Here is a 15,023-nt window from a genome sequence, read left to right as displayed (position 1 = left end):
CACTCAGCGCCATTTGAACGCCAAGCCCTCGGTGATGCCCTTGATGCCGAACTTGATGTTCTTGGCACTGCCGCGGTTCTGCAGCACGGTGATCGCGCCCAGCGCGATCGCCGAGACGAAAGTGCACGCGGTCGAATGAAAGCGCTTGTTGTACATGATGGCCGCGCGGTTGCGGTAGAAGTGGAACATGTGGCTGCGGCCACGGGTGCTGCCGCTGTCGCCATGGCGAGCGAAGCTGTTCAGAGCGACACGACCATGCCAGCCCACGGCGGCGGCGCGACGTTCCCAGTCCACTTCTTCGGAATACATGAAGTAGCGGTGGTCCATCATGCCGACCTCTTCGATCACCTCGCGACGTACCATCAGGCTGGCGCCCATCAGGTAGTCGGGCTCGGGCAGCCCGGCTGTGGCCAGTTGCGTGCGATCCAGGTTCTTGCCCATCAGCTTGGTCTTGCCCAGCCAGGGGAAGAGCATTCCGCCACCCACGCACTGGACCACCTGTGGCCGGTCCGAATACACCAGCACGGAAGCCGAGAAGCCGCATTTGGGCGACTGCTCCAGGGTATCGCGCAGCGCTTCCAGTGCACCGGCCTCGACGGTCACGTCGTTGTTGAGCAGCCAGATGTAGCGATAGCCTGCGCGTATCGCGTAGTCGATGCCCACGTTGTTGCCGCCGGCGTAGCCGTGGTTGCCTTCGTTGACGATCAAGACGCGCTCATGGGGCGTGTCATAGCTGCCGGCGGCACGCTCGTCGATCACCCGTACGTCCGGGCCGGTCGAATCGTTGAGGAACTGCTGCAGGCGCGACACGCTGTCGTCCTTGGAATCGTTGTCGATCACCACGACCGGAACGCGGCAGTGCGCGTCCAGAGCACGGATGCAGTCGATGGTGGTATCGGCGCCATTCCAGTTGAGGATGATCGCGCATACGTCATTATTGGATCTGGTCATGCTTCAGCCTCCTGTAGAGTGCCACGCTGGCGGTTCTGCCAGGCACGCGCCTTGAATACGACGATCGACAGCATCGCCAGATAGATGAAAATGTTTGCCGCCGCGATGGCCATCACCACCGCCAGGGCCGAGCCGCCCCAGAAGGCGCCCAGGGCCACCGCGCCGAAGCGCAGCGAAGTCGCGAAGACTTCGAAGCCCAGGAAGTAGGCCTGCAGGCGCAAGGCCGGGATGGCTACTTCGCACGGCATCGCCGCGAACCGGGCCAATTCCGCCAGGGCCAGCCAGCGCGCGTATTCGCCCGCTTCGTGCCACTGGGCACCGAAGGCCACGGTGAACAGCCAGGGCCCGGCAATGACCAGGATCAGGAAACCCGCCGAGCCGATCGCCGTCATCGCGCCGACGCCCTTGAGCAGCAGGCCGACCACCGCTTCACGCGCATGGACGGCGGCGGCGATGCGCGGGTAGAAGACGCTGCCCATGGCCTTGCCGATGAAGTTGCTGGGCATTGCCAGCACTTGCAGGCACAGGGCGAAATAGCCGGCCGGTATGGCGCCGAACAGCGAGGCCAGTACCAGTGTGGGCATGTGCACCGACAAGGCGTTGATCAACACCTGCGGGGCACGGAAAAGTGGGAAGTCGCGGTATTCGCTGGCCAGTTGGCGCAGGGTCTTGCGCGGCGCCTCGTCGGTTTCGGCAACCTCGGCCGGGGCCGGCTTGCTCATGGCCATGCCGATCAGGATCAGCAGGCTGTGCACCACGTAGTACAGAGCACTGGTGACCACCAGCATGGTTGCGCTGTTGTTGAACAGGCCGCCGACACTGCGCATGCCATTGTAGACCAGCGCATGGCTGGTGGCGGCTCGGGCGGTCAGGCGATAGCGCCCATGGCGATAGAGCCACTGCTGCAGCACTTCGAGCACCGCCGAGCTGAACATCACCAGCGGTAGCAGCATCAGGTACGGGGTGAGCAGTGACAGGTTCCAGCGCTCGGCCAGCATCGGCCCCCACCACAACAGCACGCCGGCAACCAGTATGGAAACCAGCAAGGCGACCACGGTCGCCAGCTTGGCCAGTCCGCTGGCGTCGCGGTGGGTCTGCGGCAGGACGATGGCCATCGACCAGGTCAGGCTGCAGGCCGGGATCAGAATGATCGTCAGGCTGAGGAAGGTACCCACCACCCCGAACGCTTCGGGGCCGTAGATACGCATGATCACCGGGATCAGCGCGAGGTTGATCAGCTGCGCGCCGGCCGAGCCGCCGAGCGCAGTCGCCAGATTCCGCACCATGCGGTTCTGGCGCAACTGCTGAATGAGGCCGGGGGCCGGTGTCGGCCCCTGGCTCAAGTCGTGTTCCATCCCAGCCTCCGGGCTCAATAGATGTTCCGTGAGAACAGGGTGAACGGGGTCTTGATCAGGATCTTGATGTCCAGCCACAACGACCAGTGATTGATGTAGGCCAGGTCACGCTCCAGGCGCCCCTGCATCTTGTCCAGGGTATCGGTTTCGCCACGGAAGCCGCTGACCTGGGCCAGGCCGGTGATGCCTGGCTTGATGCGATGACGTGCCATGTAGGCCATCAATTTGTCGCAGTAGTAATGGTTGTGGGCGATGGCGTGGGGACGCGGACCGACCAGGGCCATTTCGCCGCGCAGTACGTTGATCAGCTGTGGCAGCTCGTCGAGCGAAGAACGACGCAGGAACGCACCGACGCGGGTTACGCGCGAATCGTTGCGGGTGGCCTGCTTCACTTCCTGGTCGTCGTGCATGCGCATCGAACGGAACTTGTAGACGTGAATCACGGTGCCGTTGCAGCCGTCGCGACCCTGGCGGAAGAACACCGGGCCTGGCGAGGACAGCTTGACCGCCACTGCGCAGCTGATCAGTACCGGTGCCAGGGCGATGATCGCCAGCAGCGCCAGGCTGCGGTCGATCAGGTCCTTGGCCATGGCCGCAGCAGGGTGCGAGCTCAGCGGGGTTTCGTTGAGGTAGATGGCCGGGAACTGCTCGATCTGCGAGATCGACTGGTTGAGCAGCATCATGCTGCCGAAGTCCGGCACCCAGACCACGTCCACCGCCAGGTCGAGCAGGTCGACGTAGATCGATTCGATCTGCACCATGCGATCCAGTGGCAGGGCGATGTACACCCGACGCACTTGCTCGCGCTGAACGATGTCGCGCAGTTCGTCGAAACCGCCCAGGTGCGGCACGCCCGGCACCGGTACCCAGTCGGCATCGACTTCGGCGTCCGGCGCGATGACGCCCAGCACCGGAACCCGCGGCTTGAGCTGGCGCGCCAGCTTGCCGGCCAGTTCACCGGCGCCGATGATCACGGCCTTGCGCTCGTTCTTCAGGCGCTGGTTGTGGCGGTTGAGCAGGAAGCGCAGCGGGATGAAGGTTGCCGCCTGGGCCAGGAAACCGTAGGCGATCAGCTTGACGGCCATGCCGGGCGCCAGCGTCTGCGGGCTGCCACTGAGCCAGATGACCACGGCCAGGGCCGCGACCAGGGTCAGCCAGCCGCCGAGCAGGCGCAACAGGCCGCTCAGGTAGTTCAGGCGCTTGTGGTAAACGTGCAGGAAACTGTAGACGGGGACCGAAGCAAGAACCCCGATCATCATCAGGACCCGATACTGGGGCGGGAATTCGTTGAAGTGTGCGTACAGGACACTGAATGTCAGCGCGCATGCCAGCGTGGCACCCGCGAGCCACATGGTCCAGAACGTCAGGCCCCGACGATTTACCATCGGGTGCAAGCGAGGCGCAATCATAGATGTATCCTCTGCAGACAAGTGCGGCGTGGTTGGGCATTTTCCGTAACGCGACCAGCCGTGCGCACGGCTCACCCCGAAGGGAGAGCGGCGCGGCTGCAAGGTCGGAAAGGTTTACTGAGCCGGGGCTGCCGGCAGGTAGTCATAGTAGTGGTCGCGACGCTGACCGGGTTCGGGACGCGACACCTGGTTGAGGACCACACCGGTGATCGGCGCGCCGGTCTGCAACAGCTGACCGATGCTCTTGCGCACGAGCGGCATGCTGGTGGCTTCGGACTTGATCACGTAGATCACCGAATCGGCCATGCCGCACAGCAGTGCTGCGTCACTCACCGACTGGCTGGCCGGGGTGTCCAGAATCACGCGGTCGTAGCGGTGGCGTGCCCACTCCAGGAAGGTCTGCATGCGCGTGCTGGCCAGCAGTTCCTGTGGGTTGTAGGGCATTTCACCAGCGCAGATCACGTCCAGGCTACCGATGGTCTGCAGGCAGTCATCGACGCCCGCCTTGCCCGCCAGTAACTCGGCCAGGCCGATGTGCTGAGCGTCCAGGCCCAGGTTGGTGGCCACTTTCGGACGGCGCAGGTCGGCTTCCACCAACAGCACGCGTTCGACGCGGGCCATGGCACCGGCCAGGTTGATCGCCAGGGTGGTCTTGCCTTCGCCCGGAGTGGTCGAGGTCAGGACCAGGGTCTTGCGACGTACATCGTCGTCGTTGAGCATCACGCCGGTGCGCAGGGTACGTACGGCTTCGGCGAATGCCGCGTCGTCGTTGCGCTCGAACTGGCGGTGGATGCGCGAACGGTTGCGGCGCTTGAGCAACGGCACCACGCTCAGTACCGGCAGCTGCAGGGCACGCTCGACGTCGGCGCTGTTCTTGAAGCTGTTGTTCAAGGCTTCACGCAGCAGGGCAATGGCGCAACCGGCGATCAGCGACAGCAGCGCGGCCAGCACTACCAGAATGGCCTTGCGCGGCGTGGTCGGGAACAGCGGTGCAATGGCAGGGTCGACCACGCGGGCGTTGCCCGAGACCAGGTCGGCAGTCGCCATGGTTTCGCGCAGCTTGGTCATGAACGTGTTGTACACGTCACGGTTGCTGTCGACATCGCGCTGCAGTTCACGCAGGGCGAACTCCTTGCGGGAGATGTCCTGGATTTCCTGCTTGTTGGTGTTGAACGAGGAGCGCAACGAGTTCTCGTTGTCCTGCGCCAACTGGTAGTTGTGCTGCAGACCGGCGACGACCTGGCTGACCTGGCTGCGCAGGCTGGCCTGGGCGGCTTGCAGTTCGGAGCGTGCGGCAACCATCTGCGGATGCTTGTCGCCGTAGCGCTGGCTGTACTCGTCGACCCGCGCCTGGGCAGTAGCGGCCACGGCCTGGAACTGCTGGATCACCGGGTTGTTGATGACCGCAGGCACGCTGGACAGGTCCAGGTTGCCACCGCGGGCCAACAGACCCTGCACCTGACGGTACTGGCTCTGGGCATCGGCACGTTCGCGGCGTGCGTCGACCAGACGGTCGCTGGTACGAGCCAGTTCGTTGGCAGTGATGGTAGCCACGCCGCCGACATCGACCAGGCCCTGGCCATCGCGATAAGCCTGCAACTTGCTTTCAGCCTGCTGCAGCTGGGTGCGCAGCTCGACCATGCGGGTGTTCATCCAGCGGCTGGCGGTCAGCGATTCCTGCTGCTGCGAGTTCTGCCGGCTGGCCAGGTAACCCTGGGCCAAGGCGTTGGCGGTGGCCGCGCCGGTTTCGGCATCGGCCATGGTCACGCCGATGCTGACCAGGTGGCTCTTGCCCACGACGGTCACGCTGGTGCGCTGGCGCAGTTCCATCACGGCGCTGTTGAACGCCTGCTGCTCGGTGTAGTTGAGCTCCTGATGCCAGCTCTGCGGGAACCAGTCGGCATGCCAGTTGGACAGCTGGGCCTTGATCTTGGCCAGGCGCGACTGCTTCTGCCGTGGGTCCAGTTCCTCGTGGTGCGACAGGTCGAGCTCGCGCACGGCGCGCTCGGCCACTTCGCGACTCTGGATCAGGCCCATCTGGGTCTGCAGGTAATCGCTGTTGGGATCGGGACGGTCCGGGGTCTGCTGGAACGTGATGACCTGGTTACCGCTGGGCTCGATGACCAGAGTGGCGACGGAGCGATAGGTCGGGGTCATGTTCAGCGCGTAGATCACGGCGGCGGCGGTGCCTACCGCGAAAACGCCGAGGATCATGCCGCGGCGACGCCACAGCGTGCGCCACAGTTTGCGCGAATCCAGCGCATCGCGTTCTTCTGACGCGGGCACAGCCTGCCAGGGAGCAACGCCCTGGCTGTTTCTTACGGCAATCTGGCTCATGTCAGAAGAACCCCTGGTCAATGGTGATGGTGTCGCCCGGTTCTACCGGTGTTGCCAACTGGGCCGCTTTGGCACTGCCGCCGCGATTGATGTTGATGCGGTTGACCGAAGCACGCTCGGTCAGGCCGCCGGCCAGCGCGATGGCACGGTCCATGGTCAGGCCCGGCTTGTAGGGATACCCACCCGGTGCCTTGACTTCGCCGCCAATATAGAAGGGGCGGTATTCGACCACGCTCACGGTCACTTTCGGATCTTTGAGGTAATCACCGCTCAGACCTTTGGTGATGACGCGTTCGATCTCGTCGGTGGTCTTGCCCAGGGCTTTCACGTTGCCGAGAAAGGGGTAGGAAAAGGTACCGGAATCGTTGAGGTGGACTTCCTCGTTGGTCAGATCGGGTTCACCCAGTACGGACACCCGGATGACATCGCCCGAAGCGAGTTTGTAGGCATCGGCCTGGGCTCCCAGGCTGAACAGTGCCAGTACGACAATCAATGCATGCTTGAACATGGTGGCTTCTCCCCTTTGGGTTGAGTTCACAGGGACAGCTTGAGGCTGAGCAGGTAGATGTTGCGAACGTAGTCTTCGCTGTTCACGTTCGAGTTGTTGTCGACGCGGCTGTAGCCCAGGCCAACCTCGGCCCAGCGGCTGGCGGTGTAGATGATCTCGGCGCCGGCGGCGTTCTGCTTGTCGTCGCGACCGCCCGTGCCCAGGTACTCGCGATCTGCGTAGCGATAGTTGACGTCGGTGGCGAAGAACGACGACCAGCTGTGGCGCCAGCCCAGGCGGCTGCTGGTCACGTGCACGGTGTTGGCACCGTCGTCACCTTCGTCGAAGGCGCGGCGCATGTTCACCGAGATGGTGGAATAGGTGCGTGGCTTGTAGTCCATGCCCACTTCCCAGGTGCCGCTGCCGTAGTCGTTGCTCTGCGAGCTTTCGAAATCCTTGCGCTCGTAACCCAGGCGGGCGGTACCGCTGAGCTTGGCGGTGACATCGCGGTCGATACCGAACAGCACGCGGTTGCCTTTGCTGTTGCGACGATCGAAGTCCAGGTAGTCGTAGTCGACGTGGTTCAGCTCGACCAGGGCACGGGTGCTGCCGCCCAGGCGATGGAACCAGGTACCGCTGACGCTGGTAGCGTCGTATTCCTTGTCATCGTTGATGCCTTCGGCATTGCGATAGCGCTGCTGGCGGTAGCCGCCGCCCAGTTCGATCTGGTTCATGGCGCTGAGTGCGCCAAAGGTGTACTTCAGGCGACCGCCCTGACGGGTGTACTTGTCGTTTTCGCGCTCGTCGGCGGAATCGACGGTTTCTTCACCACGCTTGTAGTCGAGAATGGCGTCCAGACGATTGCGCGAATCGAAGGCCCACACGCCGCTCAGCTCGGCATCGTGGTCGATGTGACTGGCGTCGGCGTGGTCCAGGTAGGTCTGGCTGTCGGCCGAATACTGGAACTTGTAGCCGGTGTTGCGGGTTTCGCGGGTAAACAACAGGGTCGGCTTGACCGAGGTGATCCACGACGCGTCCTCATTGCGATCCACTGCACGAAAGTTGTCGTCGTAGCGTTCGCTTATCTCCAAAGTCGGAGTGAAGTTCACGGGACCAAGCTCGACTTTTGCCGGTTCCAACGCCCAAGCGCTCAAGGGCCAAGGCGCCAGCGCCAGGCATGCCATCCACTGTTGTTTATTCATATCCATTCCCACTGCCGTGATTCGGGGTAGACGCCAAGGGCGCCTAGAAAGAAAAGCCGATTTCGTTGCGTCGCAGATCTGCCTCGACCATCATTCGGCAAAGCTCCTCGAGACTGGTCTGCGGCTGCCAGCCCAGTATCTCGCGCGCCTTGGCCGGATCACCGATCAACAGATCGACTTCGGCCGGACGGTGAAACATCGGGTTGACCTTGACCAGCACCTTGCCGGTCGCGCGGCAGGTGCCGCATTCCGCATCATCCTTGCCCGACCAGTCCAGGCTGATATCCACCGCTTTGAACGCCATGCTGACGAAATCGCGCACGGTTTCGGTACGGTTGGTCGCCAGCACGAAGGTGTCGGGTTCGTCGGCCTGCAGCATGCGCCACATGCCTTCCACGTATTCCTTGGCGAAACCCCAGTCGCGCTTGGCGTCGAGGTTGCCCAGTTCGAGCACGTCGAGCTTGCCGAGCTTGATCTTGGCCACGCTGTCGGTGATCTTGCGGGTCACGAACTCACGGCCGCGCAGTGGCGACTCGTGGTTGAAAAGGATGCCGCTGGTGGCGAACAGCCCGTAGGACTCGCGGTAATTGATGGTCATCCAGTGGGCGTAGAGCTTGGCGACACCGTACGGGCTGCGCGGATAGAACGGCGTGCTCTCGATCTGCGGGATCGCCTGCACCTTGCCGAACATCTCCGAGGTGGACGCCTGGTAGAAGCGGATCTTCGGATTGACGATGCGGATCGCTTCGAGCAGGTTGACCACCCCTACTCCGGTGATCTCGGCGGTAGTCAACGGCTGGTCGAACGACACGCCGACGAAACTCTGCGCTGCAAGGTTGTAGACCTCGGTGGCTTCGGTGTTCTGCAGCAGGCGAATGCTGGCCGACAGGTCGGTCAGGTCGTACTCGACCAGGTGCAGGTTGGCGTGGCCAGCGACACCCAGCTCTTCCAGGCGCCAGAAATTCACCGAACTGGTGCGGCGGTAGGTACCGTAGACGGTGTAGCCTTTTTCCAGCAACAGCTGCGTCAGATACGCTCCATCCTGGCCGGTTACACCGGTGACAATCGCTTTCATGCAAATCTCCAGAGTCTTTGGTAAGCAACAACGACCGGTGCAACGCCAACGGCACATCCTGCGAAGCTGACCTTGGACAAGCTATTGCGACAAGGTTCAGTCCGGACGTCGTTTAAACGCAGCATCGGAGCAAAAAAAACAGGTACACGTCTCGTTTAGTCCTCAAAGGCGCTGAAACGAATCGGCGTGACCCAGGCATTGGCGATCTCGTGCGACCAACAGGTCGCTGTTTGTCAGTGCCGACTCTGGGGCGGCATCGGTAAGGCGAGGTGATACTAGGTGGCAGAAGTCCGGCAGTGCAAGCCGAGTGCTATCACCCGCATGTAAATAAATTATCAGGGCTGTATTTTTTTATAAAGTTCTTATAAATCAGCTACTTATGCAAACTGGATTGATGGCGCCAAATATCTGCAGGCCCAATTCGTCAATTTTATTGGCGTCAATGAAGCTCATGGCGACAGTGTATGGCAGATCGCCAGCGCAAAGCGACGGTTCATTGGCGAAATTGCCCACCGCCCGACGACCGACACGCTACAGCCCCCGGTGGCCGAGGGCTGCACCTATCGGCCACGGAACACTGTGCAACGCACGCGAAACAGTTTTGCGGCCGTACCGCCAGGACCCTGACCGATGGCGAAGGCACAAACGCCAGTAAACCGACTCAACGGGTCTCATCGATCAGTGCATCGGCACGGGCCTTGACTTGCGTGCGCAGCGCTGTGCCAAGACCAGGCACCGTGGGTACGTTACTGAACCCACTCCTTCAAATCGGTTTCGGTCGCTTCGGCAGACGCAGAAGACTTCCAGCGGTGTTGAATCAGAACACGGCGCGAGTGCTCTGTCGCTCGATGAGGGAGAAGCCGATATCGACGATCTCGGCAACCTGCTCGGGCTGCTGCAGACGGCGCAGCAACAGGTCAGCCGCACAGGCACCCAACTGCGCACCGTCGATGCGCACCGTGGACAAGGCCGGAAAGGTATGGCTGGCGAAGTTCATGTCACCAAAGCCCATCACACCCAGTCGCTCGGGCACCGGCAAGCCACGCGCAGCCGCTTCGGTGAGCACGCCATGAGCGAGGGTGTCGGAGGTACAAACCACCATCAAGGGTGGCGTCTGCGGGGTTGGCCAATCGTCCTCGAGCAGCGCAGCGAGCCCCCGTCGCCCCTGCTCCAGGGTCGGCAAGCCGGCGAAGATCTGCTGCTGAACATCGCCGATGCCGGCCTGGGTGAGAGCATCGAGCAGACTCTGGGCACGGCGCAATCCACGCGGATCGTCCACCGCCAGCAGGGCGAATCGACGGTAGCCCAGTCGCAGCAGGCGTTGCGCGACCTCGCTGCCCACGCGTTCATGGGAAAAGCCCACCAGCATGTCGATGGGGTCGTCGGTCAGGTCCCAGGTCTCCACCACGGGTACAGCCGCGGCACGCAAGCGCGCGCGACTGGCCTGGGTGTGCAGGGTGCCGGTGAGGATGATGCCGTCGGGGCGTCGACTGAGGATGACGTCGAGCAGATGCTGCTCCTGTTCGCTCTGATAACCGGAAACGCCGAGCAGCACTTGGTAGCCTGCCTGCATCAGGCGTTCGTTGATCGCCTGGAAGGTGTCGGAGAACAGCGGATTGGTGACCATCGGCAGGACCACGGCGACCAGACGGCTGCGATTGCTCGCCAGGGAGCTGGCCAGGCGGTTCTGCACGTAGCCGGTCTGGACGATGGCCTGCTGAATCTTCAGCCGGGTTTCCTCGCGCACCGCGTCCGGCGCGTTCAGATAACGCGAGACGGTCATCGGCGCCACACCTGCCAGACGCGCGACATCCACCAAGGTGATACCGCGGGTACTGCGTCCCTTGCTGCCCGGTTGCTTTGCCGTCATGGTGTGCCGCATGCCTCAGCTTGCTTCAGGAACAATGGCGTGATGGTATCAGCGCGTGCCGGGCCGCCGCACCTGCGGCCCGTTCGATAATTCAAGGAAGTCCCGTGTCGTCGTCTCAATCTGCAAAACGCTGGTGGGTACTGGTCGCGGTCATGATGGTGTTTCTGCCCGTGGTGCTGGACGTGACCATCCTGCACGTGGCGGTCCCCTCGCTGACCCTGGCGCTGCAGGCCACTGGCACCGAGGTGCTGTGGATCATCGATATCTACCCGTTGATCATGGCCAGCCTGCTGATCCCCATGGGTACCCTCGCCGATCGGATCGGCCATCGCCAGCTGTTGATCACCGGGTTGTGCATCTTCAGCCTCGGCTCGGTGCTTGCGGCGTTCTCGCCCAGCGTGGCCACTCTGATCGCCGCTCGGGCGTTCATGGCCTTCGGCTCGGCGATGATCATTCCCTGCACGTTGGCGATCATCCGCCAAACCTTCGACGACGAGCGCGAGCGGGCCCTGGCGCTGGGCGTCTGGGGTGCCACCGGCTCGGCAGGTGCGGCCATCGGGCCATTGGTGGGCGGCGCCCTGCTCGAGCATTTCTGGTGGGGCGCGGTGTTTCTGGTCAATGTGCCGGTGATGCTGGTGGTGATGCCGCTGGTGCTCAAGCATGTGCCGCGCACCTCCATCACCGGCGACGGCAACTGGACCATCGGCCAGGCATTGATCCTGATGCTGGGTATCATGGCCACTGTCTATGCGCTCAAGTCCGGGTTCAAGCCCGGCAGCTCGGTGTTCGTCACCAGCGCCTCGGCACTGATCGGCCTGAGCATGCTGGGCTGGTTCGGGCACAAGCAATTGCACGCCGCACGCCCCATGCTCGACCTCAGCCTGTTCCGCTCACCGGCGATCAGCGCAGGCGTGGTCATGGCATTGGTGGTGATGGGCGCCCTGGCCGGGGTCGAATTGATGCTGGCCCAGGAGCTGCAATTCGTGCTCGGCCAGACACCGCTCCAGGCCGGCATGTTCCTCTTGCCGTTGATGATCGCCTCGGCGGTCGGCGGGCCCTTGGCGGGTCTGCTGTTGCGTGCCATTGGCCTGCGCTGGGTGGGCAGTCTGTCGCTGGCTGCTGCCAGCGCCAGCCTGGCAGGGCTGGCCATGGCTGACCTGCACCACAGCGGATGGGCCGTGATCGGCCTGCTGGTGATGCTGGGTCTGTCCCTGAGCATTGGCCTGACGGCATCGTCGGTAGCGATCATGAGCAGTACGCCGCCGCACAAGGCCGGCTCGGCCGGCGCGCTCGAAGCCACCAGCTATGACCTGGGCACAGGGCTGGGCATCACCGGGTTCGGTATCGTCCTGGGCAGCGGCTACACCCGCTCTATCCAGCTGCCTGAAGGGCTACCCCCGGCAATCGCGGAGACCGCCCGGCATTCGATCGGTGAAACCATGAGCGCGGCGAAGGTGCTGGGTGGCCCGCAGGCTGCCGAGCTGGTCGCCGCTGGCCAAGCCGCGTTCAGCACTTCGCACAACCTGGTGCTGGGATCGGCAGCGACCTTGATCGGGGTTCTCAGTGTAGTGATCTGGGTGGCGCTGCATCGCCATGGGCACACCCACAGCCAAGCGGCGTGATCGGCAGGGGCGTTCGTCGGTCCAGGTGAATTTCTGCAGGCGGGCTCACTCGAAACCAGACACCAAAAACACGATGGGTGCTGTCATGATCCCGCTTGAATCCACTGGCCATCCGCATTCAGGGGCCAGGCCCGAGCCTACTGCCCTGCCGCTCTACCGGTCGCTGCTCGACCAGACCGACGCCACCGAGCCAGGACGGGCGAAGCAGTTTCTCGAAGAACAACTGGCGCTGGCGGCCGAGCTGCCCTGCCCGATGCCCTCGAACCCTGCGCAGCTGCTGCAGTGGGTGGCCGACAACGCCGCGGCGGTGGGTCGCCAGTATTCCGAGTATCTTGCCCTGCGCCACGCCGGCGCGCCCCGACGGTTTTTCAGCAACAAGGCCCACGCCCTGTATTTCCTGCAACAGGTGGCACCGAGCAAGCTGGTCGATGGCGCGTGGTTGTTCGGCACCGTCAAGCATGCGGCGGACTGGCGCTATCACGGCCTGATCCGCACCTACCTCGAAGAGTTGGGCGACGGTGATCCCTCACTCAACCACGTCACGCTGTACCGCGCGCTGTTGGCCGAGCACGACTGCCTGGCGACCCACGACCTGGCCGACGAGCTGTACCTGCAAGGCGCCATTCAGTTGGCCTTGGGCCAGGCCAGCGAGGACTTCCTGCCCGAGGTGATCGGCTACAACCTGGGCTACGAGCAACTGCCGCTGCACCTGCTGATCACTGCGTTCGAACTGAACGAGCTGGGCATCGACCCTTACTATTTCACCTTGCACGTGACCATCGACAACGCTGGCACTGGGCATGCCCACAAGGCGGTAGCGGCCGTGCTCGATCTGCTGCCGGGCGGTGCGGACAACGCTGCGTTTCTGCAGAGGCTGCGGGCAGGCTACAACCTCAACGACTTGGGTATCGGCTCTGCCGCAGTGATCGAGGGCTTCGATCTGGACCATGAGGTGGTGCAGATGCTGGAGCGCAAGCGCGGCTTTGGCCAGTACATGCATTCAGACTACTGCCGCCTCGAAGGCAGGACCGTCAACGAGTGGCTGGCCAAGCCGGGCCAGTGCGGCGCTTTTCTGACCGCGCTGGAAAACAAGGGCTGGATCAAGCGACACCAGGACCCCGAGGCCAGCCGTTTCTGGCAGATGCTCGATGGGCCGGGCGCGCCCATGTTCGGCGTGTTCAACGGTTACGAACGGCAGTTGCTCAAGGACTGGATCGCCGGCGATTGGCTGGACGATCAGTCCGGCGCCAGCAATCCGTTCAGGGCACGCTTTCGCCAACGCGCACCCGCGGTCGCCATTGCGACCGGCACAGCCCGGCCTGCGGAACCGACCCAGGCACTGATTCGCAAGATGTCGCCATCGCTGCACGCATCGCCCGAGGGGTTGGAAGCGACCCGGGCATTCACTCAGCGACTGAGCGAGGGAGCGCTGAGCCATGAATATTGAGGTACGAGGCTCTGACATGAACCAGGTGAACGTGTGCCCAACCGTCGAGGGCGCGGAACTGGACCAGGTGCTGCTCCAGCTGGGTCGCCGCTTGCAAGCAGATGGCTACCGCTTTGTGACGGTGACGCCGCTGACCCATCAGCGCAACAACGAGCGGCCTGGCAACGCGGTCGCCCGTGACCTGCGCGATGTGTTCGGCTGGAGTCGCCCGTTCGAATCCAACCTGTTACCCGAAGTGGAGACGGCGGCATTGCTGGAAAATGCCATCGTCAGCGAGCAGTCGGGGCTGCTGCGCAGCGAGGTGCGCTGGTCCAGCCTGGGCGGGCAGTTGTTCGTTCACTCGGCCTATCCGACCGTCGCCCACGATTCGGTTTTCTTTGGGCCCGATACCTATCGTTTTGCACGGGCCATCGAGAAGCACCTGCACGAGTCCCGGCAGCCGATCCGCAGCGCGGTCGATATCGGTTGCGGCAGCGGCGCAGGGGCGATTCTGATTGCCCTGGCGCGCCGCGAAGCGCAGGTTCAGGCAGTGGATATCAATCCTGCGGCGTTGCGTTTCACTGCAGTCAATGCGGCACTGGCGGGCGTAGCCAATGTAGCGGCCTGGCACAGCGACGTGCTGCAGGGCACCAGCGGGGATTTCGATCTGATCGTTGCCAACCCTCCGTACATGCAGGATCCCCAGGCACGGGCCTACCGCGACGGCGGCGGCGAACTGGGGTCGGCCTTGTCGGTGCGCATCGCCAGCGAGGCGTTGGGTCGATTGGCGCCCGGCGGCAGTCTGCTGCTGTACACCGGCGCGCCGTCGATGGCCGGCGTCGATTTGTTTCTGACCCAGGTGCAGCCGCTGGTGGACGTACCAGGGTTTCAATGGACCTACGAAGAGGTGGACCCGGACGTATTCGGCGAAGAGCTGGAAACCCCCGGGTATCGCCAGGCCGAACGAATCGCCGCCGTGGTCCTCACCGTCACCAGAACCTGACCTTGCGAGGGTTTTGCAAAGCTCTGTAGCAGCGGCGCAAGCCGCGTCCGGGTTCACTGCGGTGTATCAGGGGGACCGCATTTACCGCCGACGCGGCTTGCGCCGCTGCTACAGGGGGATGCGCGCTTCCAGATGCCGCTGAACCCCTGTAGCAGCGGCGCAAGCCGCGTCCGGGTTTACTGCGGTGTGTCAGGGGGGGCCGCATTTACCGCCGACGCGGCTTGCGCCGCTGCTACAGGGGGATGCGCGCTTCCAGATGCCGCTGAACCCCTGTAGCAGCGGCGCG

General features: G+C 63.4%; 11 protein-coding genes. 3 read left to right on the top strand and 8 right to left on the bottom strand.

What is annotated here, in order from left to right:
• Nucleotides 1-3: 3 nt before the first annotated feature.
• The 8 genes from IFT44_RS00605 to IFT44_RS00570 all read right to left on the bottom strand — a co-directional run bounded on the left by IFT44_RS00605 (nt 4) and on the right by IFT44_RS00570 (nt 10,686).
• On the bottom strand, nt 4-951 hold the full coding sequence (locus tag IFT44_RS00605; RefSeq protein WP_122478509.1) for a glycosyltransferase family 2 protein: 948 nt from the start codon (nt 949-951) through the stop codon (nt 4-6).
• On the bottom strand, nt 948-2,306 hold the full coding sequence (locus tag IFT44_RS00600; RefSeq protein ID WP_185793558.1) for a lipopolysaccharide biosynthesis protein: 1,359 nt from the start codon (nt 2,304-2,306) through the stop codon (nt 948-950). Before IFT44_RS00600 ends, IFT44_RS00605 begins: the two co-directional genes overlap by 4 nt.
• 14 nt (nt 2,307-2,320) lie before the next feature.
• A complete protein-coding gene (locus IFT44_RS00595) occupies nt 2,321-3,715 on the bottom strand; it encodes an undecaprenyl-phosphate glucose phosphotransferase (protein ID WP_122478513.1) in 1,395 nt (464 codons plus the stop codon).
• A gap of 114 nt (nt 3,716-3,829) precedes the next feature.
• Nucleotides 3,830-6,052, bottom strand: a complete 2,223-nt coding sequence (locus IFT44_RS00590) for a GumC family protein (protein ID WP_122478515.1) — start codon at nt 6,050-6,052, stop codon at nt 3,830-3,832.
• Nucleotide 6,053: 1 nt separating this feature from the next.
• A complete protein-coding gene (locus IFT44_RS00585) occupies nt 6,054-6,560 on the bottom strand; it encodes a polysaccharide biosynthesis/export family protein (RefSeq protein WP_122478517.1) in 507 nt (168 codons plus the stop codon).
• A gap of 26 nt (nt 6,561-6,586) precedes the next feature.
• Complete coding sequence (locus IFT44_RS00580; RefSeq protein ID WP_192047287.1) at nt 6,587-7,741, bottom strand: outer membrane beta-barrel protein; 1,155 nt, start codon at nt 7,739-7,741, stop codon at nt 6,587-6,589.
• Nucleotides 7,742-7,784: 43 nt separating this feature from the next.
• Nucleotides 7,785-8,816, bottom strand: a complete 1,032-nt coding sequence (gmd, locus tag IFT44_RS00575; RefSeq protein WP_122478519.1) for a GDP-mannose 4,6-dehydratase — start codon at nt 8,814-8,816, stop codon at nt 7,785-7,787.
• 817 nt (nt 8,817-9,633) lie between these two features.
• Nucleotides 9,634-10,686 (bottom strand): LacI family DNA-binding transcriptional regulator, encoded by a 1,053-nt coding sequence (locus tag IFT44_RS00570; RefSeq protein WP_192054399.1) that lies wholly within the window; start codon nt 10,684-10,686, stop codon nt 9,634-9,636.
• Between the two features lie 104 nt (nt 10,687-10,790).
• Between IFT44_RS00570 and IFT44_RS00565 the strand changes: the two genes are divergently transcribed.
• From IFT44_RS00565 to IFT44_RS00555, 3 genes are all read left to right on the top strand, one after another.
• On the top strand, nt 10,791-12,308 hold the full coding sequence (locus tag IFT44_RS00565; RefSeq protein WP_342214247.1) for an MFS transporter: 1,518 nt from the start codon (nt 10,791-10,793) through the stop codon (nt 12,306-12,308).
• An 85-nt stretch (nt 12,309-12,393) separates the two neighbouring features.
• The gene (locus IFT44_RS00560; protein ID WP_192102206.1) at nt 12,394-13,755 is read left to right on the top strand and encodes an iron-containing redox enzyme family protein; all 1,362 of its coding nucleotides are present in this window, start codon (nt 12,394-12,396) and stop codon (nt 13,753-13,755) included.
• 16 nt (nt 13,756-13,771) lie between these two features.
• Nucleotides 13,772-14,737: a methyltransferase gene (locus IFT44_RS00555; protein WP_192102207.1), complete on the top strand. Its 966-nt coding sequence runs from the start codon at nt 13,772-13,774 to the stop codon at nt 14,735-14,737.
• Nucleotides 14,738-15,023: the final 286 nt, after the last annotated feature.

The organism is Pseudomonas sp. CFBP 13710, from assembly GCF_014842235.1.
In the GTDB taxonomy this organism is placed as follows: Bacteria; Pseudomonadota; Gammaproteobacteria; order Pseudomonadales; family Pseudomonadaceae; genus Aquipseudomonas; species Aquipseudomonas baltica.
The sequence above is the reverse complement of the archived record's forward strand: the minus strand, read 5'-3'. Positions and strand labels throughout refer to the sequence as shown.